This is a genomic window from Vibrio sp. Evd11 (genome assembly GCF_900382755.1).
GTDB lineage: Bacteria > Pseudomonadota > Gammaproteobacteria > Enterobacterales > Vibrionaceae > Vibrio > Vibrio lentus.
The window spans coordinates 1-25,158 of sequence record NZ_OSDX01000018.1 but is presented as its reverse complement, the minus strand read 5'-3'; the positions used below and the strand labels follow the sequence as shown (position 1 = coordinate 25,158).

Genomic DNA, 25,158 nt, shown 5'->3' with positions numbered 1-25,158 from the left:
ATATGTCTCAATCAATACCGTCAAACAATCTTGCTCAATCAAAAGTGAGTACAAGTCAAAATCAACCCGAGCTTTATCAAAATGAGCTTTATCAAAAAATAGCGACGTCACTGGGTTGCCATCAAGGGTTTGATATCCAAGTGATTCAACGCCTATGGGGCGGATATGGCGAGTTAGTTCGCTTAGTCTTTTTTCAAAAAGGCCAGACTGAACTGAAGAGTGTGATCGTTAAGCATGTCGCACTGCCAGATAAAGCCGAACACCCTAAAGGCTGGAACACCAAATTATCTCATCAGCGAAAGGTGCACTCTTATCAAGTGGAAACGGCTTGGTATCAATCGTTCACTCAGCAATGGGATGAGCGCTGCCCTGTGCCTGTTGGGCTGCAATGTGAGTTACAAGAGAACGAGTGGCTGATTGTGATGCAAGACTTAGCGGAGATCGGCTTTCCGTTAACTTCTCAGTTTGATGTGCTTGCTGTTTCTGACGATCTGGCGACCAAACATACTCAGTCTGAACTGGCGTTTGGTTACACTCTAGAAGAGCAAAAACAACGTGATGCCTGCCTAAAGTGGCTTGCTAATTTTCATGCGAAGCATATCCATATAGACCAAGAAAAGTCTGCATCATTATGGGAAATAGGTACTTACTGGCATTTAGACACACGTCCTGATGAGTTCAATGCGTTGGCCGACTTACCATTGAAGAACCAAGCGCAACATATCGATCGTTTACTCAGAGAGTGTCCGTATCCAACTTTGGTGCATGGTGACGCCAAACTCGCAAACTTCTGCTTTGATCCCGAAAGTGAAAACGCGGCTGCAGTGGATTTTCAATACGTTGGTCATGGTTGTGCGATGAAAGACGTGGCTCTGTTTATGAGCAGTGCGGTGAGGCCGCAAGATTGCGCTGAACTTGAGTTACATATATTAGAGACATACTTCCGATACTTGGAAGAGGCATTGGCATATTATCAGCCACAGCTTTCGTTTGATGAAATCGAAGCTGCGTGGCGACCTATGTTTTACGTGGCGTGGGCTGATTTTCAACGTTTCGTAAAAGGTTGGAGCCCAGAGCACTGGAAGATCAACCCGTATACTGAGCAATTGACCTTACGAGTGCTCAATGAGTTAAACGAACAGGAGTCCTTCAAGGTTCGATAGAACCTCTTATTGTTCTGTTTCCGCACCATGCATTTATGCCCTCCATAAACACTAGCAAAACAAAAGTTAATCGTTTGTTAATTGCCATAAAACCGGAGTATGATACTGGATTACTATTTAGGATTTGGCTGTCATGAGTGCATCAACAGCGAGCTGGAAAACGCCGCAAAACTTCTTATTACTGATTTCGATTGTTGTACCAATCGCGTTTTCGAGCTGGATGGCTCTGTTGAATAACTTCGTGATTGAGAAAGCGAACTTTGATGGTGCCGATATTGGCTTGTTGCAAAGTGTTCGTGAGATCCCAGGCTTCTTAGCGTTTACCGTGGTGTTTGTGTTGGCATTCATTCGTGAGCAACGCTTTATGTTGATATCGCTGGCGATGTTAACCGTAGGCACGGCGATTACCGGTTTATTTCCTACACTCACAGGCTTATTGCTGACTACGATTTTGATGTCGACGGGCTTTCACTATTTTGAAACGCTGAAGCAGTCTTTGTCACTGCAATGGCTGAGTAAAGAAGAAGCGCCAGAGATGTTAGGTAAGATGATCTCCGTTGGCGCGTTGGCCTCGTTAATCACTTATGGCTCAATTTGGGTGATGTTAGAACAACTCAAGCTTGATTTTGCATTGGTGTATGGCATCACTGGGGGCATCGGTTTCATTTTAGTATTGGTGATGACCTTTGGTTTCCCTGAGTTTCAAACCAAGACTCAGCAAAATAAAAAACTGGTGTTGAGGAAGCGTTACTGGCTCTACTACGCGCTAACGTTTATGAGCGGCGCAAGAAGACAAATCTTCACGGTGTTCGCAGGCTTCTTGATGGTAGAGAAGTTCGGTTACTCGGCTGCTGACATCACGCTACTGTTCTTGATCAACTACCTGTTTAACTTCTTGTTCGCCAAACGCATTGGTAAGTTTATTGGTGTGGTGGGTGAGCGGAAGGCGCTGATCTTCGAGTATGTCGGTTTGATTGGTGTGTTCGTTGGGTATGCTTTAGTACAAACGGCGGAATGGGCAGCCGCGCTGTATGTTGTCGATCATCTGTTCTTTGCGTTGGCATTGGCGATCAAAACCTACTTCCAGAAAATAGCAGATCCTGCTGATATGGCTTCAACCGCGGGTGTCTCTTTCACCATCAACCATATTGCCGCGGTTGTTATTCCAGTCGCGTTTGGTGTGATTTGGTTGTCTTCCCCTGCGACAGTTTTTTATATTGGTGCAGCAATGGCAGTGGTTTCTTTGGCGTTGTCTTTAAACATTCCTAAGAAGCCAAAAGAGGGAAATGAAGTTCGGGTGTTTAGCTGGCGCTAATGTTGGTCCAGATCTTATGAAATAAACAAAAAGCGCCAATAGTGATATTGGAGCTTTTTTGTATATGTGGGATGGGTATATCTAATCCGCTAAACAGATTTCAGTCGGATCAGTTTCTTACCGTTTTTAATTCTGTACGCAGCTTGAAAATTCCCTTTGGTGCCTTGGTGAGTAAGATGCCGCAAAGTAGGGGAATCATCATAAACAATGACTGTTCAGACAGAACTTCACCATTGGCGTAGCAAGAGATAAGTAGAGCAACTACAGGGAAAATCAGGAAGCAGATAGAAGCTTGGAAAGGTGACGAAACCTGTCCTAGCTTGAAGTAAGCAACAATGCCCCCAACACTCGCGATAAAGCCTAGGTAAATCACGGCTGAAATCGAATCCCAAGTGAATGATTCAACATTGACGTTTTCACCGATAGCCGAGACAGCGAACAAGAATAGGGAAGCAATAAAGCTCGGTAATGCGTTGTAAGTCAGCACTTCAATACCCTTGCAGTGTTTCTGAACCAACACATACATAACAGCGTGAATGGCGACAGCAAGCCCTAAGCAAACGGTACCCATTAAGTAGTCATCGCCACCCATTTGCATTTCGCTGCCTAGGATTAAACATAGGCTCACAACAGCCGTGATCAAACCGAATATTTGATGCTTTGCCAATCGTAGGCCTAGGAATAAGCCAGACATTAACATGACAGCGACCGGCATGTTCGCGAAGATGATCGAAGCTAAACCCGAAGAGATGTATTGCTCGCCGTAGATCATCAAAGTAAACGGAATCGCGAAGTACATCAGTGCCACAATAAGTAACCATTGACGCTTACCTTTCGGGAACAGTAGTGGTTGATTAAAGACTTTCGCTAAAACGACTAGCAGAGGTGCTGCAAGGAAAAAGCGCAGTGCAGTGGCAAAAATAGGTGGGATAGAATGCAATGCCACTTCCATAGCGAACCAAGTGGTTCCCCAAATTAAGCAAACAGAGACGAAAAGCAAGATAGTTAGAGACTTCGAATTCATGGTGACTACTCATTAATAATTATTTAAATCATAGGCTTGTGGCGCCTTAATGACGTGGCACAGTATAGAAAGGTAGTCGGAGAAAAGTTTTGCCTTTTTATCTCTAATTTGAGTTTTATGTGGAAATTAAATCTTTAATATAGTTGTATTGAAGAAAATTATTTCATTTTAAATAGCTTAAACAAAGTCATTGTTCTTTGTGAGGTTTAATGTTGGTCGATAAATCGCCAGTTTAGCGACGCATGGCAATTTGGTTGAAAGATATTAAGAATAAGATTCAGCGTGTTGTTTTAGGTGTTCAATAAAGGCGCGAATTCTGACTGGCACCTGTAACCCATAATTATGTACGACATAGAAAGAGGCTTTAAGAACTTGATCTTTGGGCAAGATGTTTACCAATGTCCCTTTTTTCAGGTCTACTTCAATTGCTTGTTTAGGTAAACAGGCAATCCCCAACCCATTTAAGGCCATCATGCGGATGGTCGGAACGCTATCTCCGATTCGACTTGCCCTGAATTGATACGTACTTACCTTGCCCTTATTAATTTCAAAGCTTCTTTGACTGTTGATACCTTCCCACTGATTGGCAATGTAGTCGTATTGGGAGAGGTCACTTGGCGTGATTGGCTGCGGTATTTGCGCCTTAGTAAGATAATCAGGGTGACAGCACAGTACCTGATGAAGCTCTCCGAGCTTAATTGCACGAGACGTTGAATCAGGAAGAGCCCCAACGGTAACCGACAGGTCTATGTATTTTTCGATAAGATCTAAGCGCATATCGTTAGCCAATAGCTGAGGCTCGATACGAGGGTGACTTTTCATAAACTCACACATTGCAGGTCCAATCAGATGTGTCATCAATGTGTGTGGGGATGTGATGGTGATAGTGCCTGCAAAATCAGAACAGGACTCGCGCACTTCTTCTTCCGCAAGCGACATTAATTTTCGCATTTCTAAGCATCGTTGATAAAAACGTTGTCCAGCATCGGTTAAGGATTGGCGACGTGTTGTTCGAGTGAGTAATTTCACACCAAGGTGTTGCTCAAGCCCTTGTAAGTGATGGCTAACGACAGACTTTGAGAGGTCTAGCTTATCAGCCGCTTTCGTTATGGAGCCCGATTCTACAATTTGGGCGAACACTTGCATGCGATGCAATTCGTTTTTCATGGTGGTTCATTGTCTTACTAAATCGAACTATGTTTCAAATATTACTGTATTTATCTATTTAAACAAACAAGTAAGATTCTCCTCGTACCTTAACAAAATAAGAAAACGGAGAGAATGATGACTATTTTAGTGCAATTTACCTTGAGCCATACTGAAGATAAAACGGCAGAGATCGGTGAGTTTTTTAACGAAATATTGCCAGATACTCGTACTTTTAACGGCAACCTTTCTGCGGAGCTTTATCAAAAAGATTTGGCAGAAAATGCCTTGGTTTTACGTGAAGAATGGGAAAGTACCGCTCACTTTAATGAATACATTGCTTGGCGCAAAGATATTGGTGATTTTGACCGTTTAGGCGCGATGCTTACGGATATGCCAATTATCACCGTCATGTCAAAAATCGTCACAGCCTCTGAGGGGTAATGATGAATAAGATATGGAGCCCTTCTTCAGTACCCGCTCCGGCCGCTAATTATCATCAATGTGCGTTGATCCCCGCAGGTTCAACGCGGTTGCACATCGCTGGGCAACTAGGGATTGATCGCGAAGGGATGGTGGCTGAAAGTGCGGAACAACAGGTTGTACTGGCTTGGAAAAATCTGCGAGGCGTGCTTCAGGCAAACCAAATGGATATCGAAGATTTAATCAGTGTAAGGCTGTACTTAGTTGACCGGAATGACATGTCTGATTACCAAGTCGCTAAGCAACGATTGCCCTTTGATGTTGGTGGACTTCCAACGACATTATTGTTCGTTCAAGGACTCTTTGATGAGCGATGGAAAGTTGAAATTGAGGCCGAAGCGGCGAAACTGATTTAAGTCGATCGCTGTATACTCAATTGATATGAAAGACATGATATGAAGCAAAAAGCCCCTTTATTTAATCAGACTATAAAGGGGTGATTTCTTATCTAGAAATATTGCTACTCAGCGACGCATAGTGATTTGGTTGAAATCGATCCAACCATTCGCTAACTGTTCAACGGGATTGACTGTTTTAGCATAATTGAGTTGCTGTTTTACGTGGAAAATCGGTCTATAAACACCGAACTCTATTAATTGTGCCTCAAGCTCTAGAAAGGCCGATTGTCGCTGGTGGTAGTCATTGAGACCCCATAGCTGTTCAAGGCTTTTGTTACGCCACTGTTTTTGCTTGTCAGTTAAACAAACCTCTAAGGCAATAGAACTTTGTAGCCATCCCATCCAGCTGCTGTCGAGATTGTCTGAAAACACTTCACCACTGATCAATATATCCGCATTTTGTAGATTGCTTTTTTGGCAAAAGTCCGGGAATTCGAGCACTTGATATTCGCAAGCAAAACCAAGTTTATTTAATCGCTCACAATAATGGCGAGCCATTTTGATGTGATCAAACAATTGGTAGGTCAGAATCTTTATTGGTTGGGTCGGTTTGGTTAGTGAGTCAGCCAGATGTTGGACGGCTTTCAATACTTTTTGGTCACTGGTGTTAATAAGTTTAGAGCTTGATGGCTGGTCAGAAGTGGCAAGCATTCCACAGGCATACCTGATGCTCTGCTGAGGAATATCTTTAGCGACACCAAGTATGCGGAGTAATTCATTCAGTGATTTAACGCGCTTTGCTTCTCCGAACCAAGGATGGCGATGTGGGTTTATCAATGCGTGTTCACAACCTTTTTCCCACTGTTCCATCTCTTCAAGCTCGAACGATATTGAGGAGTGTTGGTAATGCGGGTGCGAATGAACAATATCGCAGTGCATCTCATAGTCTTTGGCTTTATCGCCGACATTCCATATCTCTATGCCATCTACCCAAGGGCGGTGACCATGATAGTGTTTGAATGCTTCCAGCCTGGTAAGCCATTCAGATTGTTCGACCAATTTAAAACTGCCACTACCAACAATCGTATCTCCTACCTTTTTCGTAATACCTGCAGCAGATCCAGATAACAGTGATGGAAGATATCCTGCGTTGGCATTGATATCAAAATAGAGGTGAAGTGGGTCTACAACCGTGATATTTGAGATGCAATTAAACTGCTGACTACTGTGATGAGAGCTGTTGAGCAAACGTTGGAAATGGCTTTTGATGTCTTGCGCTAGAATCGATGAGCCGTCATGAAACACTAAGCCTTTTCGCAAAGTGAAATACCAACGATTTTCATCTTGGTACCAGTCAATTGCAAGGTCACCTTCAAACGAGTGAGTACGTGTGTTGAAACGCAGTAAGTTACTGAACAAGTAACGGGTGATGTGTGCTTCAGTGCGTCGTGTCACTTCAATCGGGTCTAGGCTATGTGTGCCTCGATAGAAAGGGATTTGCAGAATATCGAGCGTAGTCGGCAAGCTCTGATAGCGGCTGATATAACCAAGTAGAAACTGATCACGTTGCGACTCTTCAATAAGCTATAAAGCTTGGTCGACCTTGTTTTCCGATAGTAACTCATCAATCCTCAGTTCTAACTCATGGTTCACGTTTTTGAGTAGAGTGAGCATGGGTAGGTTGCCCCGTCCAACGCCTGACTTCCAATCAATCCAGCCTTCGTTTATTAGCTTTTTGATAATCAGTTGTGCGTTACGTTTGGTACAACCCAGAGCTTCAGTAATTTCTGTAAGCGAAAGTTTAGTTGGTTGGTTAATGAGTACCCGAGAACGTAAAAATGCCAGTGCCTTCCAGTAATGCATAAAGGTGAAATCCTTTTTTTATATTTCTATTTTTCTTCATCTTTTAATCTCGATAATAGGGTTATTCGATTGTTTTTAAAAGGAATGAAAAATGGAAGGTGTAGAAAAAGCAGAGGCGACGTCCTCTATTTGGAAAAGCTCGAGCTTTATTGTGTTGTTTTCGACGGCGTTCTTCGTCGCTTTTGGGACCAAGGTTTATGACCTTGCTCTGCCCTTGTTGGTGTACGAGTTAACGCAGTCTTCAGAGATGATGGGCTGGATGAGAGCGGTGGAGTTTTTACCCAATCTTTTATTGGCGCTGTTCATTGGTGTGTGGGTTGATAAATTCAATAAGAAGCAGTGGTCGCAATGCATGTTACTTGGACAAGTGTTGGTGTTGGTTGTCTCATATATTGCAGTGCGTTGGCTTTCCAACCCTCTACATGCTTTGTTCCCGTGTGCATTCCTGATGATGGCGTTTAACTATGGCTATCACAATGCGCGAATTGGGATGATGAAAAATGTGTTACCTCAACAAATGCAAAATACAGCTACTGCCAGAATGAGTTCCTTGTACAGTTTGCTAGAAACGGTTGGTCCAGTGTTGTCTGGTGGATTGCTTCTCCTATCAGCTTTACACAACGTGTTCTTACTTATTGCAGTCATGTACTTACTCGCTTTTTGGCAGCTTAATAAGTTGGAGTTTAAGCCGTCGTTACCCGTTGCGCATCAGTCGGTTTTTAGCGCGTTGAAAGAAGGCTGGTTAATTTTGTATGCGAATAAGAACATGTGGCACATCACTTTAGTGGTCATGGTGATTAACACAACGGGTGCTATTTTTTGGATTCAAGCCATCTATTTTGCCAAAGCTGAATTGGCACTCAATCATATGGAGGTGGGGTATTTGATTGCGGCTTCAGGAGTTGGCGGCCTATTAGGTTCTTTTACTGCTGACAAAGCTCGTCAATGCATTGGCTTAGGTGTTTTACTTATGGTCTCTATTGCACTTGAAGCGGTCGGTTTTATTATTCCTGTATTATTCATAGACGGCGTCCAAGCTAGCGGAGTTTTAATGTCATCTTTTGTTGGTGATGGGCTGTTTAGTCTTGATGGTAAATGGGCATTAATGGGCGCGTTTATGTGGGTGAGTACGATTGGCGTGTACAGCAGTATTTGCATCTGGAGTTACCGCCAAGAAGTTTTCGATGAGCAACATTTAGGCCGAGTTGCAGGTATTACGGGGTCTCTGTTTAAATTATTGATGCCCTTTGGTTTGGCGGCTTCTGGTTATTTGGTATCAGAATTCGGCGTACCCAATATCTTTGTTATCTGCTTCATTATTCAATTATTTACTGCTTTAGCCCTGTTGATGACCAAGGTTCGACATATTAAGTAGGGCACGATTCTTTGGTTCACCGGTAGCCTGGCCTCCAACAAAAAACGCGCCTGTATAAGGCGCGTTTTTTCTCAGTACAGTCGATAGATTCTACTGCGTAATGGGTTTGACCGTTTTGGTTTGTCTTACTGCCATAATAAGTTGCGGCAGCAGCGACATCACTATCATGCCGGTCATTAGTGAATACTGGACTGCTGTAAATGATTCACCCATTAACACCATACCGGTCACGATCCCAGCTACTGGGTTTGCGATGCCACCGAACGTGAAATCAACCACTGACATACGTTGTAGTAACCACACATACATGCCGTAACCAAGTGCCGTATTTAGCCCAATCACCCACAACAGGCCCATAGCATTACGAGTATCGAAATGAGTCACAGCGTTAACATAAGGTTGTGGGTCGATGAACGCATGAACGCCAGACGCAACAGACAAAATCGTACCGCCTAGAATAAGCTGCCACGTTAACACCTTCCACCAGTGCATGCGGTTACCCAGTGACTTGGTAATGCTGCTGCCAATGACAATACACATGATTGCGGCGAACATGGCACCTAAACCGATCGGGTTTAATGTGATTTGGCTTGGGTTAAACAGTATCCACGCTAAGGTGATCAAGCCAATACCAGAAAGGGCTTGAATTAGATGCGGGCGCTGCTTTTTCACTACCCAGTGAAAGATCATCGCAAATACAGGCACAGAGATCATACCCACGCCAGAGATGGCCGAAGGCAGCGTTAGCGCCATTACGAAGATCAAGCCAAAGAAGGTCGCGATATTGATAAGGCCCAGTGTGAAAATGATCTGCCATTCGCCCTTTTTAGGCAGCGTTGGTTTTACCGCTAGCAATAACAAACCAGCAGGTAACGCACGCAAAGCACCTAATAATAATGGTGGCCACTCCTGTAGCGTAAATTGCGTCACTGCATAGGTTGTTCCCCAAAAGAACGCGGGGATCATTGCTAATAATATGTTCATTTAAAATATCTTTACGTTAAGATAACTATTGTGTGAACTGTATACTGAGAACTAGTGGTTGTAAAGTATCTTTATGTTAAACTAGTTTGAAGTAATCAAGACTAATAACGGAGCGAGATTGCAAATGGATGCTATCGACCGCGTAGTAGAGCAATGGGCAAAGGAAAAGCCTGAGCTAGAAACTGAGCCTATGGCAATGATGGGCCGGATTATGCGTATTGCCAAGTATATGGAGACGCAGGTTGCCGAGCTTCATAAAAAATACGACATGAAACTCGGTGAGTTTGATGTGCTAGCCACCTTGCGACGTTCTGGAAAGCCTTACCGACTCACTCCCTCTGAGCTTATAGATTCGATGATGCTGACATCAGGTGCGATGACCAATCGCCTTGATAAATTGGAAGCTAAAGGGCTGATCAGTCGTGAGCACAGCAAAGAAGACAGACGCAGCGTGAGTGTTCAGTTAACCAAAGATGGTCTTATTCTGATTGACCAAATGATGACTGAACATGTCGAAATGCAAAAAAAGCTGGTTAAATCTTTGTCTGCGAGCCAGAAGAAGAACACCAACCAACTGCTGAAAACATGGTTGAGTGCTTACGAGTAGTTTTGCTGATCTTCCTTTAGATTCATAAAAAACCGAAGCTATCTGGCTTCGGTTTTTTTATTCCTGTCTAAGAACCTCAAGTACAGCGAGTTGGCTAGTTAAGCTTGCAGCATCTCGTCACTGAACAGCTCTGCGCAGCCAATACCATTAATGGCGCAGCTTTCATCGATGTCTGAGATGTCACCGCTGACACCAATGGCTCCAAGTACCGTTTTGTCCTTATCTCGAATTAGTAGGCCCCCTGGAACTGGCACCATGTTTCCGTGTGCCAGCACGTTTACGGCGGAGATGAATGCTGGTCGGTTGTCAGCATCTTGGGCGAGTTTTCTCGAGGAACAACCCAGTGCGAGTGCTCCCCACGCTTTAGCGATCGCGATGTCTGGTCGCATCATGCTAGAACCGTCTTGACGTTGCAAAGAAATCAGCTTGCCACCGCTGTCTAAGACGGCGACCGTCAAAGGCTCAGTGTGGATCTTGTTTCCTGCTTGTAAGGTGCCATCGATGATGGTTAACGCTTGTTGTAGAGTCAAACTTCCCATGTTATCTCCTAGTTTTTCAAGGGGCCGTGTACCAAGCTAAGCCAGCCAACCATTACTCTGTTGTGAATAATCATTGACTGATTCAGCTCGGTACAAGAGTCCTAACTGGACTCTTGTAATAGCCCATAGCTGGGTAAAGTGAGGAAGGCAGCGAACTCTTCGGCTGTAGAAAGTTGATAGAAAAGATCAGCTGTCTCTTCAAATCGACCTGCTGCATAGCGCGAGTCTCCGACTTCATGTTTTATGGTGTCTAGCTCTTGGTAAAGCCAAGAGTGGAATAGTGATTTGGTAAAGGTTTGGCCATCATCGAGTGTTACCCCGTGGTGGATCCATTGCCAAATATTGGCTCTCGAGATCTCAGCAGTCGCGGCATCTTCCATAAGGCCGTAGATAGGTACACAGCCGTAGCCTTGAATCCAAGCCTCAATGTAATAAAGCGCAATGCGTATATTCTTACGTACTCCTGCTTCGTCGCGACTGCCTTCACAAGGCTTGAGTAGCGTGTCAGCGTTGATTACATGCTCTGGGCTTTGGAAATCCAATTGGTTTACTTTGCCATCGAGGTGCTTATCGAATATCGACATCGCCAAATCAACCAGTGCAGGGTGTGCTACCCAAGTACCATCATGTCCGTTCTGAGATTCTCTTTGTTTATCTTCGATAACCTTGGCGGTTACACGCGCCATTTCTTGCGGATCTTTTGCCGGAATAAAGGCTGACATCCCCCCCATCGCCAGTGCACCGCGAGCATGACAAGTACGTACCAACAGTTGGCTATAGGCGTTGAGGAATTCTTGATCCATGCCGATTCCGTGACGATCTGGCAGGATGCGGTTTTTATGGTTCTTCAGCGTTTTGATATAGCTGAAAATGTAATCCCAACGGCCACAGTTCATTGCCACGATGTGATCACGCATGGCGTACAAGATCTCTTCCATTTGGAATACGGCTGGAAGTGTCTCAATCAAAACCGTCGCACGAATGGTGCCTTTGGGTACGTGGAAATAGTTTTCGGTGAAGCTGAAAATATCGTCCCACCATTGTGCTTCTTCCATGCTTTCTAGCTTTGGAATGTAGTAGTAAACGCCTAAGCCTTGTTGTGCACGTGATTGATAGTTGTGGAAAAAGTACAAGGCGAAGTCCATCAAGCAACCGCCGATAGGCTGATTGTTGAATTGGATGGATTGCTCAGGAAGGTGGATCCCTCGTGGGCGTGCGATCAGCAGTGCAGGATCGTCGTTTAATTGGTAACGCTTCTGCTTCTTCTCATCGAAATAACTAATGGTGCCAAGGTTGGCATCTCTTAGGTTGATTTGCCCTTCGACCATATTGGCCCAAGTAGGAGAAGACGCATCTTCAAAGCAGCACATGAAGACTTTCGCGCCTGAGTTTAGCGCGTTGATCACCATCTTTCTTTCGATAGGCCCGGTGATCTCTACTCGGCGATCGAGTAGCTCTGGTGGCGGTGTCGCCACTTTCCATTCTTTATTCTGGCGAATGGAAATGGTGTCTTTTCTAAAATTGGGTAACTCACCCTCGTCATATTGAGCTTGTTTTACGTCGCGGTCACTTAGCAGGGTATGACGGCGATCTCCAAACTTATTGACGAGAGCTTCTAAGAATTTTAATGCATCTTTAGACAAGATCTCTTTGTACTCGGAGTTGTCCATCTTCCCAAGTACCTGCATACATTGTACTTCTTCTCTCTCTTTTACGTCATTCATCATTGTTGTCTCCTTTAAACAATACGATGCCACTTTGTATACAAAATGCTCTTTTTAAGGATATTTATATTGTAGAAATTGTAAACAAGCAAACGGTATTTAACATTTATTTATCATTTGATCTTTTTGTAATTTATTTTTACGTAAAGATATTTTATGTAAAGCAATGAATTGTAAGCTTTTCAGGGTAAGTGCGTACTTAATGTGATGGGTTGATGTAATAAAATTGTTTCATTCTGGGGTTGATAAATAGTGAGGATGGTTCATAGTACACAAAAGTTAGTTTAATTGTATACAATCTGAACTGGAGGTTCGAATGGCAATTATGAAAGCGATTGAAGCAGCGGTAGAAGTGCTTAAACGTGAAGGTGTAGACATCGCATTTGGTGTTCCCGGCGCAGCAATAAACCCTATGTATGCGGCTATGAAAAAGCTCGGAGGAATCGACCACGTCTTAGCTCGTCACGTAGAGGGTGCATCCCATATGGCTGAAGGGTACACGCGTACTAATCAAGGCAATATAGGTGTGTGTATTGGTACTTCTGGTCCTGCGGGAACGGACATGATCACGGGCCTTTATTCTGCGTCTGCTGATTCGATTCCAATTCTATGCATCACCGGCCAAGCGCCACGTGCTCGTCTTCACAAAGAAGATTTCCAAGCGGTCGACATTGAATCTATCGCTAAACCAGTGACTAAGTGGGCGACTACGGTGCTGGAACCTGCACAAGTGCCACGCGCATTCCAAAAAGCCTTTCATTTAATGCGTTCGGGTCGCCCAGGTCCAATCCTGATTGATCTACCGATTGATGTTCAGCTGGCTGAGATTGAGTTTGATATCGATACCTATGAACCGCTAGAACCTTACAAACCGCAAGCAACCCGCGCGCAGGTTGAGAAAGCATTAACCATGATGTCTCAATCGGAAAAACCGCTGATTGTATCGGGTGGTGGCGTGATTAATGCTGGCGCGTCCGAATTGTTGCAACAGTTTGCCGAGATCACTGGAGTTCCTGTGATTCCAACCTTGATGGGTTGGGGCTCGATCCCAGATGATCATGAATTAATGGCAGGCATGGTAGGGCTACAAACTTCTCACCGTTACGGCAACGAAACCATGCTTAACTCTGACTTTGTGTTTGGTGTCGGTAACCGTTGGGCCAACCGTCATACCGGCTCTGTCGATGTTTACACCGAAGGTCGTAAGTTTGTTCACGTTGATATTGAACCAACCCAAATCGGCCGCGTGTTCTGCCCCTACTTAGGTATTGTTTCTGATGCGAAAGCAGCACTAGAGCTAATGGTTGAAGTGGCGCAAGAGTGGCGTGATGCTGGCAAACTGCCGAACCGAAATGCTTGGGCAAGTGAGTGTCAGGAACGCAAATCGACCATGCTGCGCAAAACCAATTTCGATGAAGCACCAATGAAACCTATGCGTGTTTATGAAGAGATGAACAAGGCATTTGGTCGTGATACTTGCTATGTGAGCACCATTGGTTTGTCGCAAATCGCTGCCGCTCAGTTCCTGCATGTTTATAAGCCGCGTAACTGGATCAACTGTGGTCAAGCAGGCCCACTAGGTTGGACAACACCAGCCGCATTGGGTGTAAGAGCAGCTGATCCAAATCGCGATATCGTTGCCATCTCTGGTGATTACGATTTCCAATTTATGATCGAAGAACTGGCAGTAGGTGCTCAATTCAACCTGCCATACATTCATGTGTTGGTGAACAACTCGTATCTAGGTTTGATTCGCCAAGCACAGCGCCAGTTTGGTATCGATTATTGTGTCCAACTGGCGTTCGATAACCAGAATGCGCCAGAACTTGAAGGCTACGGTGTTGACCATGTCGCGGTTGTTGAAGGTTTAGGCTGTAAGGCGATTCGAGTTCGTGAACCAGAGCAAATTGCCGCTGCGTTTGAACAAGCCAAAGAGTTGATGAATAAGCATAAAGTACCGGTTGTTGTTGAGCTGATTCTTGAGCGAGTGACCAATATTGCGATGGGCGTAGAGATCAACGCCATCAACGAATTTGAGCCACTTGCCGAAAGCCGCGGCGATGCTCCAACGGCACTAGCGTACAAGTAATCATTAAGTAATGTGTATCCGTAGAGCTGAGGTTTAGCTCTACGGAAAAGCCTCCAAGAAATCGGAGCTTTACTAAGCAACCGTAGCTCCACCAAATAAAGAATAAGGACAGAGTCATGGCAAAATTTGCAGCAAACTTGTCAATGTTATTCACGGAAGTTGATTTTATGGATCGCTTTGAGGCCGCTGCAGAAGCGGGCTTTCAAGGTGTGGAATATCTTTTCCCTTACGCCTTTGATGCTCAGGCAATCAAAGCAAAGCTCGACGCTAATAACCTAGAGCAAGTGCTATTTAATTTGCCCGCGGGTGATTGGGACGCTGGCGACCGTGGTATCGCGGTCGACCCAGCACGAGTTGAAGAATTTCAAGCGGGTGTACCTAAAGCCATCGCTTACGCAAAAGCACTCTGTTGTACTCAAGTGAATTGCTTAGCCGGGATTGTCCCGCAAGGTGTGACCCAACAAGACGCGCAATCGGCGTTTGTGATTAACCTGCATTACGCGGCAAACGCGCTAGCAGCAGAAGGCATTAGCTTAGTGATAGAAGCGATCAATACCCGTTATATTCCGGGCTTCTTCTTGAACACGACTGAGCAAGCCAAAGCGATCATCAAAGAGGTAGGGAGCGATAACCTTTCTATCCAATACGATATTTATCACATGCAAATTATGGAAGGCGATCTTACGCCGACCATGCAACAAAACATTGGCCAAATCGCACACGTGCAACTGGCGGATAATCCAGGCCGACACGAACCGGGTACCGGAGAAATCAATTACCCATTCGTGCTCAATTATCTTGATGAGCTTGGCTATCAAGGCTGGGTGGGCTGCGAATACAAACCAAAAACAACCACGACAGAAGGCCTTGGTTGGCTACACCAGTACCGTTAATTGCGTCTGGTAACCCTCAAACGTTAAGGAGAACAACATGTCTAAGATTGCATTTATCGGAACTGGCATCATGGGTAAACCTATGGCGAGTAACCTTCAAAAAGCAGGTCACGATTTAATTCTGTCGGATCACTTTAATGCAGCACCTGCCGACCTTGTGGCAGCAGGCGCAACGGTCTGTCATTCACCAGCGGAAGCGGCTGAAGCAGCAGATATCATTATCCTAATGGTGCCGAATACACCACAAGTTGAAGATGTCCTGTTTGGTGACAATGGCGTTGAGAAAGGCCTAATGGCAGGCGGTGCAGCTGGAAAACTGGTTATCGACATGAGTTCGATCTCGCCAATCGCGACCAAAGCAATTGCAGCTCGAATTAATGAAGGCGGCGCGTCATACCTTGATGCTCCGGTATCAGGTGGTGAAGTAGGCGCGATTAATGCTGCGCTGACTATCATGGTGGGTGGTGAGCAAGACGCCTTTGACAAAGCACGTCCGCTATTTGAAATCATGGGTAAGAATATTACGCTGGTGGGAGACAACGGTGCGGGTCAAACCTGTAAGGTGGCGAACCAGATCATTGTTGCTCTGAATATCGAAGCCGTGTCTGAGGCGTTAGTATTTGCTTCGAAAGCAGGTGCTGATCCAGCACGCGTACGTCAGGCGCTATTAGGTGGCTTTGCTAACTCTAAGATCTTGGAAGTGCATGGCGAGCGCATGGTTGAAGGTACATTTGATCCTGGATTTAGAATCTCGCTTCACCAGAAAGACCTGAATCTTGCGCTAACGGGCGCACAGGAGCTAGGGGTTGCGCTACCGAACACGGCAAATGCACAAGATCTGTTTGGCGAGTGTGCCGAAATGGGCGGTGAAGGCTGGGACCACTCTGCGCTTATCCAAGCGATTGAGAAACGTTCTGACCACTCGATTCGTTAATCTAGTTAACGGTTTGTCCGTTTAGTGGTTAGTCAATCAACCGATTATCCGTTAATTAATTGGGGCTGCTATCGATTCGTAGCTCAACAGTTTGTTTATAAATCGCGTAGTTTCGTCTCCTTTTATACGCGTTCCTGATACGAGGCAGAGGTTGAAGTTGTTCCTTTCCAACTTGATCTTAGCAGGCACCCTTTGGCCTTGTATCGGGGTTCTTTTTTTCTCCGTCAACTAAGGAGTGGCTGATGGACATTGATGCTAAGCAGTTTCTACAAACCCTTTTCTCAAGTGCTGTAAATCAGGCACTCCCTAAAAATCACATCGAACCTTTTCTTCCTCAAGACATTTTTTATCGCTCTGCTAATCAAGCTGGGCGTACTGTGGTGATAGGAGCAGGAAAAGCGGCCGCATCAATGGCAGCAGAGCTCGAATCCGTCTGGCAAGTTAAACAACAGCAAGATCTCGCACTGCGTGATCTTGAAGGCTTAGTCGTGACCCGCTACGAACACACCGCACCTTGCGAACACATTGAGGTGATTGAAGCAGCGCACCCCGTGCCAGATGCGATGGGCTTAGAAGTGAGCCAACGTATGCTGCAATTGGTGAGTAGCTTGAGCGCAGATGACACGGTTATTTGCCTACTGTCGGGTGGCGGTTCCGCTTTGCTAAGTCTTCCCGGTGGCGACATCAGCTTGGCGGAGAAGCAACAAATAAATAAAGCGCTGCTCAAATCAGGCGCCGCTATTGATGAGATGAATTGTGTTCGCAAACATCTATCTTCGATAAAAGGCGGTCGACTCACCAAAGCTGCGTATCCAGCAAGGGTAGTGTCACTGGCGATTTCGGACGTGCCGGGTGATGACATCAGTGTGATTGCATCGGGCCCAACCGTACCCGACACCACCACGCGTTTTGATGCGATGGCCATTTTAGAACGTTATCAAATAGAAACACCACGCTCGGCATTTGAATGGCTAAATAATCCAGAGTCAGAGACCATTAAGCCAGATGATGCCTGTTGGAAGAACGCGGAGCACCATATTATCGCCACCCCGATGTCGGCATTGGAATCCGCTGCAGCAGAAGCTGAAGGCTTGGGTATTCCGGCTTATGTGTTGAGTGATTGCATAGAGGGAGAAGCGCGAGAAGTGGCGAAGGTTCATGCAGCGCTGGCTAAGCAAGTGGCTAATAACAAGCACCCATTCGAGACGCCTTGCGTGATACTTTCCGGCGGGGAAACCACAGTAACCGTTAAAGGCAATGGTCGCGGTGGGCGTAACTGTGAGTTCTTATTGAGCTTGTATAATGAGCTTAAAGGCCAAGACAACATATTTGCATTGGCAGCTGATACCGACGGGATTGATGGCGTGGAAGACAATGCGGGTGCGTGGATTACCCCACAAACATGGCAGCAAGGTTCGAGCTTGTCGCTTAAAGCGCAAGACTATCTCGATGCCAACAACAGCTACGATTTCTTCAAGCAAGTCGATGTGCTTCTTACCACGGGGCCGACGCTGACCAATGTGAATGACTTCCGCGCAATATTGATTCTTTAACTTGAACAGTTCAAAACACAGTATGGAATGGTCGCTTCTTAACAAATAGAGCGGCCATTTTATTGTTATCAATGCGGTGACCTTGAGTTCTGAGATTATCTTCTGGACTAATGAAGCACGTTGATTACTATGATTTTAGTAACGAGCTGTAAAGGATGCAATATGTCTAGGATCAGACAAAAGAATCAAGATTTAATCATCGAAGTCGCGTGTGAACAATTCGCCACTCATGGTTATGCCGCAACAAAAATGGCTGACATTGCAAAAGCGGCCGACATTCCCAAACCTAACGTATTCTATTATTTCAGCTCTAAAGATAAGCTCTACAACGCTGTGCTTGAAACCGTCACTCAGCCCTTGCTAGAAGCATCTCGTCCGATTGAAGAGCTGAGCGATCCTGTTGAAGCTTTATCTCAATATATTCAAACCAAACTGATTATTTCTCGCGACCATCCACATGCCTCTAAAGTATTTGCCAATGAAGTGATGTCGGGTGCGAAAGTGTTGCCGAAAGAGATCGGTGATGAACTGTATAAGCAATCCCAGATGATTCTTGATAAGTTCTCAACGTGGTCAGCACAAGGCTTAATGGATGATGTTCCCGCACACCACTTGATGTTCACCATTTGGGCGGCCACTCAAACTTACGCCGATTTTGGCTGGCAGATTTGCAGCGTGATGCAGAAAGAACAGCTCGATGATCAAGACTATGAAGATGCCGCTGAATTCATCACACAGTTGGTGATTAAAGGCTGTGGCGTGAAAAGTTAAAGGTATTTGAACGTTTTTTTGGGTCTGCGATTGCAGGCCTTTTTTGTTTGTGCATGTGAGTGAGCATATGTGCAAAGCTACTTTTGTGACCTGTTGTGCAATAACTTATTTATCTTGAATTTGGCTCGATTAGGTATGCCATTTTATTTAAAGTTAGCGTTATAGTATCGGCAAAAATTCAATTCCGTCATTTTTATCAAAGCTAGAAGCTAATATTAGACTTCTATATTTATTACACGCACAACATTAAGGTTTAGCAATGACGCTTAAAAGCTTGGCATGCACCATCAGCGCCGTTCTACTGGCTGGCTGTGGTTCGACGGTCGCGACGCAAACATACAACGCCGACTTGATCATCACCAACGGGCAGGTTCTCACCATCAACTCTGAAATGGATGTGATTGATGATGGCGTGGTAGTGGTGAAAGACGACCAGATTATCGCAGTTGGTAACGAGGATTTGATCACTCAATATCACGCCAAAAAGGTGATTGATGCTCAAGATGGAATCGTTATGCCGGGCATGGTGAACGCGCACAACCATTTACCTATGATCGCGTTTCGTGGCTTAGGGGAAGAGGGTATTTCGAACCGCTTGTTCGCTTACTTCTTTCCTCTAGAAGCAGAAAAACTGAGTCGTGAACTGATTTACAACGCGACTAAGCTTGGTTCTATTGAATTGGCACAAAGCGGTGTAACTACTTATGCCGACATGTATTACCACATGGACGAAATGGCCAAGGCGACCAAAGAAGTTGGCCTGCGTGCAGTGCTTGGCGAGACGGTGATTAAGTTCCCAGTGGTCGATGCTAAAGAACCTTATGGCGGAATTGAATATGCCAAAGGTTTTATCGAGCAGTACAAAAACGATGAGTTAATCACACCCGCTTATGCACCACACGCGGTGTACACCGTCAGCAAAGACAAGCTCCAGGAAATCAATAAACTGTCGGCTCAATACGATGTACCCGTGTTGATTCACGTTGCTGAATTCCCGAATGAAGAAAAGCGCATCAAAGACGAAACCAAAGCGACATCGCCAGTTGAATACATGGATGAAATTGGTGTGCTTGACGAGCGCGTAGTGATTGCTCACGGTATCCACCTTTCAGAGAACGACCAAAAGTTATTGAAACAAGCCGATGCAGGTATCTCATATAACCCAATGGCGAATGCTAAAGGCGCGACGGGAATTGCACCTGCGTGGGATATGTACCGTGCTGATATGCGAATCGGCTTGGGAACAGACGGCCCAATGAGCTCTAACCAAGTCGATATCATGCGTACTTTAAGTTACGCCGCCAACATGCAACGCTTAAAGCATTCAGACCGCACTATCATGATTCCTGAGCAGGTGATTGAGATGGCAACATTAGGTGGCGCAAAAGCCCTACACATGGAAGATCAAATCGGTTCTCTTGAAGCAGGTAAAAAAGCGGATATCGTGATTGTAGAAACACAATCAGCGAACATGATGCCAAGTTACGACCCATACGCGACATTAGTTTATCAAGCGAATCCAAGCAATATCGACACGACCATCGTTAACGGCCAAATCGTAATGGAAAACCGAGTGATGCAGACGGTTCAGCTGGATGAAATCCGCCAAAGCGTCGATGAATTTGAAGCTGATATAAAAGCCTTTGCCAAAGAACTTTCTAAGAAGGCGATCAAGTCGAAGAGCTTGATGGATTAGGACGTAAACCTAGTTCTTAAAATCGAAAAGAATGAACAAGGCCGACGTAATGTCGGCCTTTTTGTTGTTGGCTTATCCCCTAAACCTCGGTTGTTTGGATTAAAGCAACGCTTCGGTTAACTAAATAGCACTTAGCTAATTAGAGCAACTGTTGCCGTTAGGAATACCGCTACCTAAGAATTCGACGCGAATCTGTTCGATATCTTTTAGGTACTGGTTGTTCGCTTGCTCGGTTTTATTAAAGTTGTTAAGCGTGACATTCCATGAAGTGAATGGGGTGGGCTGGAAGTACGCGTATTCGAACTTATTCGCTACGGCGCCATCGGTAATGATGCTGATGTCGTTGGTGGTTGGATCATCAATGCGATAGTAGAACGCGCGTGACACGGGGTTAGAGCTGAACTGGTAATCTTGATTTTCGTATCGATCGGCATAGTTGCCTGAACTGGAGACACGCAGGTTGAGTTGCTTGCCATAAGGTAAGTTTTCACCCTCTAAGAACACTCGTACCGTGGATAGCCTAACGCGGTCAAACGAACAGAGTTGGACTTGCTCTAATGGAATAGAGAAGTTGAGCTGTCCGGTTGTTGCAAAGCTTTCGAGTTGTTCTGGGCTGGAAATGGTGTAGTTATCGATGGTGAAATCTTGTGGCGCGGGTTGGAAAGAAGACAGAGCATTCACATACTCACTTTCGATGGACGCCAAATCAAATTGGTAGTCCAAGTAGCTTTTGTTGAGAGAAGGCGTGATCTCGCTTGGCTTCAATGCCCAATATTCGTATGCCTGAACATAGTTAGATAAAGCAACGTACATCGGACGTTTGAAGTGCATCAACACTCTCGACAGTTCACGTTCAATCGAATCGAAGTTGTCGGTATCTATCTGATAACCCCCAATTGCATCATTCAATCTTTGCTGTTGATTGATGGTTACGTTATTGGTTAACAACAAGTCTACCAGCTTTGCTTGTTCCTGAGCAAAGTTAAGCTGGGTGATGTTAATTGCCTTACCCAGAAGCACCTGTTTCTCAAGCTCAAGTAAGTACTGTCTCGTCCCTTTTATTCCTAAGCTATCGGCATATCTTAAGTTGCTGCGGATCTCGGTGATCATCAGATCCCACGCTAGATTACTTTCATTGATGGTTGGGATGTTGAAGTTAAAGCCATCCATCGCTTCCGATATCTTCTGGAACTTGATAGTTGATTTAATATCCGCGGTGAGCTGAGAGATACCAGAAATCGTTTTAGTGACGCTATCAAGAATGCCCGTGACAGACTTGATATTGGTGACGAGGTTTTTCGCTTTTTCTAATGCTTCTGGGGTTTTAGCCAATTGCTCGGTTAGGTCATTGACCCCTGAAAGGTTGCCTGTGAACACGCCACTCACTGCACTGCCAATCTCGGCTATTGCTTTGAAAATCGCCAAAGCTGCGTTGAGTTGCTGCTGGGTTTTCCAATTCTCTACGCCAACTAGATAAGTCGTTCTTGCATCGAGAGTCACTAACTCCTGAGCTTTGTATTGGCTATCTACTTCGGTCAGGCTATCGCCTATCTTGTCTATGTTGGACTGGGTTTGTGTGATGATTGAAGTTTGTGCTCTAAGAACGTCTTCGATGTTAGCGAGTGCCAACTTAGCCGCTTCAATCTTGTCTTCAATGACGGTGCTTCTGTCTTGAATAATGTCCCACTGAGCTTGATACGCAACCATCGCATTCAGGTACGCTTCGTACTTGTCTTGGTAAAGTACTTTGTCGAGATAAGGTACGTAGTGGCTCTCTTTGGTACTGAAGCTAATGAACTGCTTGAACGCGACCGTTTGCAGGTAAAGGTCTGAAAGGATTGGATCGTCTTCTACCACTGAACCTGAGTAACGTAAGCTCTGTTCAACCCAGTTGATGAGGTCGAGGCTAAGTTCTGGGTTGGTATCGAACAAGCTAGCAGCCATATCAAAAGAGCGGTTAATAATGTCTGTAAAAGGTTCGGTAGCCAGTTTCATTTGTCCGGTAATGTTTGAGTCGATGGTGGTTCTTCGGTAGTGCTCTCCTGCTAAGACAACGGATTCACCATCACCGATTTTCCCTGTTAGAGCGTCTCGCGTAATGCTGCCATCGCTTTGGAAAGCGAGCACATTAATCGGTGTCTCTATCTCGCCCGCAATCACAGAAATTGAGGCAGCAGAGCCTTGTTGTCCGAGCACAAATGTCGGCGTGCCTTGGCCAACAATTTTACGCGCAAAAATCAGGATGTTTTGGTTATTTACGAGCAAGTTGAAGTTCTCTGGAACCTCAATCGTATCTGCAAAAATGACAACTTTTGAAGGCTTAGTGACATAGAGGTTCTGCTCTGCAATCCAGTCACTTAGGTTGATGTGTAAATCGGATGTTGAACGCGATAAGACGCCAACATCGGAATAGGCAGATTGAACCCAGGTTGGGTATTCGGTTGAATTGGGTAAATTGTTCAGTTCAAGCCAGTCGCTAGAAAAAGCCTGTGGAGAAAATGAAAGAGAAATAATAATAGGTAGAAGTCTCATATTTATGTCCTGTCGAAATTAGTAGTCACCAAATTTTGGGTAGCAGAAGCCGCCACCTTAATTTGCTTAAGGTGCGGCTTCTTATTCGGAAGGTAATTTGGCTATCTTGTTATATTTTTAGCATTTTCGTTGCTGTGTATAGCGTTTCTGTATATAGCGTCGATTTTATCTGTCGCGCTACTTTTCGATAGGTATAGGGACTAATCCATTTTTTGGATATATGCATTGTTTGCGAACGCTTTTGCTTTCTCACTAATATTACTCCAGTTACTTTCTGCAACTGTTGTATTGGCAAGCGCGCCTATCGCACCAAGCATGGTATCGTCTCTCATGATATCGGCATTATCTTGAGCTTGTTCTAGTGCAACGAGCAGTGAAGTGAAGTCGGCATTCATTTTCTGCCAATTCAGTTTCAGCTTATTAATATGTGGAATCGCATTTTCAATTTGCTGAGAAATTATCTCGATACTCTCCGAAGAGCGATGATAAGAGTTATATATTTTTTGCGTGTAAGTTAACTGCTCTTGAAGCTCTTTTACTTCGTTTTGTAATTCGTTACGAAGTTTGCGTGCTTTTTCTGCTTTATCGCCGTAGACGCCCATAATTGGCCCTGCAACCAGAGGGAACCAAGCATAAGTCACTGCGGTAGAGGCGACCGTAACGTAGTGAGTGTAATCTTTGTTGAGTTGAGTGATACGTGCATTGATGTCATTCACTCGTTGCTGAAGCGCACTGCCATCATCGCTTAGATAACCGTTATGGGTACCTTCCAACACATCTAGCTGCAATTTTTGCGTGTCCAGTGTGGCTGAAAATTCCAATAGACTTCCGCCAACGTCAGACACTTCTTGTTGGTATTTCATGGAAAAGTTCTGCAGGCTTTTTAGGTAAGCAATCGCCATTTTTCTGTTGCGTTCTACTGTTTCTATATCTTCCGGCAGTGGCGAGAATGCTTTGGCCAACATTTCATTCAAAGCATCGCTCAAAGGGGTGAGCATGTAGTCTTTAATTTGTGCGTAATTGGCCAAGCTTAATGAAAGGCCAACGATGCTTGGGTAAAGGTCTTTTTTCCAATAAAAGGCAGTATCGTGAATGTTTGAGTATTGCTCGACCAGTGCTTGAAAATTAGAGAAAGGAATGTCGTTAGGAATACTTAAAGTCGACTTCATACTGGCTTCTGTCACGGGCAGTGCTAAAGCACCTTCGACATAGGCTTGGATCTGATACCACTCTTGCTGTTTGAGAATAAAGTTGTCGGTATCTAAATCAATAAAGACGCCATTCTCACCAATTATCGTATCGTAGGTGACTTGAGGTATGTTTTGTTCAGCTGAAGCTTGGTTAATTTGAACTGGCGCTGCTTGAGAAGTGAAAGCAAAAGAAGAAAGTAGCCCGATTGAAATCGAAGATAGTACGAGTGTTTTAGTGATTTTTTTCATCGTTTAGCCCTGTTAGCCCTGTTAGATTTGTTATTAGCTTTTTACAAAGACAATAATCCCCCTACCATTCGATGGCATTATTTAAATATTTATGAAGGGTTATTGAATATTTTTATATTGTTATTTTTGTAATTATTTTTTTGTTTTTAAAATCGACCCCTTTAATGTATTTTTTGTTTTTATAAGATTTGGTCAATCTATAGTAGATTTATAATGAAAAGTTATATTTAGATCACATATTTGGATTCATATTGATTGATTGTTGATCTATTGGATTTAATGATATTTAAGTCACTACTCTTGTGTCTTTTGTCAGGCTAGGTATAGAAAGGCCTCGAGAGGTTTTTGTTCTATTCATAAATGCGATAAGTGATAAAAGTATAATTATCATCATAATTCCCATTATTACTAAATCTGTTGATTAATTTGATGAATATATAAATAGAACGAGCGTTTTAAATTTGATCTGTGCCAGATAATGTTCAAGTTTTATATTAAGGAAAGTTTCTGTTAGTGGCTTTTTATTAGCGAGTGTTTTATTAGTGGAAATTATATTAGATGAAGTTAAATTAGATTCTCTTTAATTAATAACATTGTTTTGGGTTTATTAAGGCTGGAATTATTTAAGGAAATATACCGGTGATCATTGAAGGTGCTTGATTTTCAATGAAATGAGGATCATGCTAAGCA

21 protein-coding genes are annotated in these 25,158 nt (G+C 44.4%); 12 read left to right on the top strand and 9 right to left on the bottom strand.

Translation table 11 applies throughout. The features are described from left to right. Positions 1–2: 2 nt before the first annotated feature. Positions 3–1,163, top strand: a complete 1,161-nt coding sequence (locus tag ED652_RS10135) for an aminoglycoside phosphotransferase family protein (RefSeq protein WP_122054646.1) — start codon at positions 3–5, stop codon at positions 1,161–1,163. 133 nt (positions 1,164–1,296) lie between these two features. Continuing rightward, the gene (locus tag ED652_RS10130) at positions 1,297–2,478 is read left to right on the top strand and encodes an MFS transporter (RefSeq protein ID WP_122054644.1); all 1,182 of its coding nucleotides are present in this window, start codon (positions 1,297–1,299) and stop codon (positions 2,476–2,478) included. Between the two features lie 109 nt (positions 2,479–2,587). On the opposite strand, the gene ED652_RS10125 is transcribed toward ED652_RS10130, so the two are convergent. After that, entirely contained in the window at positions 2,588–3,502 is a 915-nt protein-coding gene (locus tag ED652_RS10125; RefSeq protein ID WP_102464660.1) for a DMT family transporter, read from the bottom strand. A 264-nt stretch (positions 3,503–3,766) separates the two neighbouring features. Continuing rightward, on the bottom strand, positions 3,767–4,669 hold the full coding sequence (locus ED652_RS10120; RefSeq protein ID WP_122054642.1) for a LysR family transcriptional regulator: 903 nt from the start codon (positions 4,667–4,669) through the stop codon (positions 3,767–3,769). Between the two features lie 114 nt (positions 4,670–4,783). On the opposite strand from ED652_RS10120, the gene ED652_RS10115 reads away from it, so the two are divergent. Both ED652_RS10115 and ED652_RS10110 read left to right on the top strand, forming a co-directional pair. Then, the gene (locus tag ED652_RS10115; RefSeq protein WP_122054640.1) at positions 4,784–5,092 is read left to right on the top strand and encodes a putative quinol monooxygenase; all 309 of its coding nucleotides are present in this window, start codon (positions 4,784–4,786) and stop codon (positions 5,090–5,092) included. Continuing rightward, positions 5,092–5,487, top strand: coding sequence for a RidA family protein (locus tag ED652_RS10110; protein ID WP_122054638.1), 396 nt, complete (start codon positions 5,092–5,094; stop codon positions 5,485–5,487). Before ED652_RS10115 ends, ED652_RS10110 begins: the two co-directional genes overlap by 1 nt. A gap of 108 nt (positions 5,488–5,595) precedes the next feature. On the opposite strand, the gene ED652_RS10105 is transcribed toward ED652_RS10110, so the two are convergent. Then, positions 5,596–6,993, bottom strand: coding sequence for an ABC transporter substrate-binding protein (locus ED652_RS10105; RefSeq protein WP_254051690.1), 1,398 nt, complete (start codon positions 6,991–6,993; stop codon positions 5,596–5,598). Positions 6,994–7,053: 60 nt separating this feature from the next. Beyond that, complete coding sequence (locus ED652_RS23960) at positions 7,054–7,332, bottom strand: SgrR family transcriptional regulator (protein WP_254051689.1); 279 nt, start codon at positions 7,330–7,332, stop codon at positions 7,054–7,056. Positions 7,333–7,423: 91 nt separating this feature from the next. On the opposite strand from ED652_RS23960, the gene ED652_RS10100 reads away from it, so the two are divergent. After that, positions 7,424–8,707 carry an MFS transporter gene (locus ED652_RS10100; protein WP_122054637.1) on the top strand — a complete coding sequence of 428 codons (1,284 nt, stop codon included), beginning with the start codon at positions 7,424–7,426 and terminating at the stop codon, positions 8,705–8,707. Between the two features lie 90 nt (positions 8,708–8,797). On the opposite strand, the gene ED652_RS10095 is transcribed toward ED652_RS10100, so the two are convergent. Next, positions 8,798–9,691: a DMT family transporter gene (locus ED652_RS10095; protein WP_122054635.1), complete on the bottom strand. Its 894-nt coding sequence runs from the start codon at positions 9,689–9,691 to the stop codon at positions 8,798–8,800. Between the two features lie 124 nt (positions 9,692–9,815). Here ED652_RS10095 and ED652_RS10090 point away from each other — a divergent pair, with 124 nt between their 5' ends. Then, on the top strand, positions 9,816–10,298 hold the full coding sequence (locus tag ED652_RS10090) for a MarR family winged helix-turn-helix transcriptional regulator (RefSeq protein ID WP_122054633.1): 483 nt from the start codon (positions 9,816–9,818) through the stop codon (positions 10,296–10,298). Between the two features lie 98 nt (positions 10,299–10,396). Here the strand turns inward: ED652_RS10090 and ED652_RS10085 are convergent, their stop codons facing one another. Both ED652_RS10085 and aceB read right to left on the bottom strand, forming a co-directional pair. Beyond that, on the bottom strand, positions 10,397–10,837 hold the full coding sequence (locus tag ED652_RS10085) for a heme-binding protein (RefSeq protein WP_004732837.1): 441 nt from the start codon (positions 10,835–10,837) through the stop codon (positions 10,397–10,399). Positions 10,838–10,938: 101 nt separating this feature from the next. Then, complete coding sequence (aceB, locus tag ED652_RS10080; RefSeq protein WP_122054632.1) at positions 10,939–12,564, bottom strand: malate synthase A; 1,626 nt, start codon at positions 12,562–12,564, stop codon at positions 10,939–10,941. A 313-nt stretch (positions 12,565–12,877) separates the two neighbouring features. Here aceB and gcl point away from each other — a divergent pair, with 313 nt between their 5' ends. The 6 genes from gcl (at position 12,878) to ED652_RS10050 (ending at position 20,497) form a co-directional block, all read left to right on the top strand. Further along, positions 12,878–14,650: a glyoxylate carboligase gene (gcl, locus tag ED652_RS10075; RefSeq protein WP_122054630.1), complete on the top strand. Its 1,773-nt coding sequence runs from the start codon at positions 12,878–12,880 to the stop codon at positions 14,648–14,650. A gap of 116 nt (positions 14,651–14,766) precedes the next feature. Next, positions 14,767–15,543, top strand: a complete 777-nt coding sequence (gene hyi, locus ED652_RS10070; RefSeq protein ID WP_122054628.1) for a hydroxypyruvate isomerase — start codon at positions 14,767–14,769, stop codon at positions 15,541–15,543. Positions 15,544–15,580: 37 nt separating this feature from the next. Next, positions 15,581–16,477, top strand: a complete 897-nt coding sequence (locus ED652_RS10065; RefSeq protein ID WP_122054626.1) for a 2-hydroxy-3-oxopropionate reductase — start codon at positions 15,581–15,583, stop codon at positions 16,475–16,477. A gap of 242 nt (positions 16,478–16,719) precedes the next feature. After that, the gene (locus ED652_RS10060; RefSeq protein ID WP_122054624.1) at positions 16,720–18,030 is read left to right on the top strand and encodes a glycerate kinase; all 1,311 of its coding nucleotides are present in this window, start codon (positions 16,720–16,722) and stop codon (positions 18,028–18,030) included. A 162-nt stretch (positions 18,031–18,192) separates the two neighbouring features. Next, complete coding sequence (locus ED652_RS10055; RefSeq protein ID WP_122054622.1) at positions 18,193–18,801, top strand: TetR/AcrR family transcriptional regulator; 609 nt, start codon at positions 18,193–18,195, stop codon at positions 18,799–18,801. Between the two features lie 259 nt (positions 18,802–19,060). Further along, positions 19,061–20,497: an amidohydrolase gene (locus ED652_RS10050; protein ID WP_122054620.1), complete on the top strand. Its 1,437-nt coding sequence runs from the start codon at positions 19,061–19,063 to the stop codon at positions 20,495–20,497. Between the two features lie 135 nt (positions 20,498–20,632). On the opposite strand, the gene ED652_RS10045 is transcribed toward ED652_RS10050, so the two are convergent. Next, positions 20,633–23,029, bottom strand: coding sequence for a hypothetical protein (locus ED652_RS10045; protein WP_122054619.1), 2,397 nt, complete (start codon positions 23,027–23,029; stop codon positions 20,633–20,635). Positions 23,030–23,229: 200 nt separating this feature from the next. Beyond that, the gene (locus ED652_RS10040) at positions 23,230–24,468 is read right to left on the bottom strand and encodes an alpha-xenorhabdolysin family binary toxin subunit A (protein ID WP_122054617.1); all 1,239 of its coding nucleotides are present in this window, start codon (positions 24,466–24,468) and stop codon (positions 23,230–23,232) included. Between the last annotated feature and the right edge of the window lie 690 nt (positions 24,469–25,158).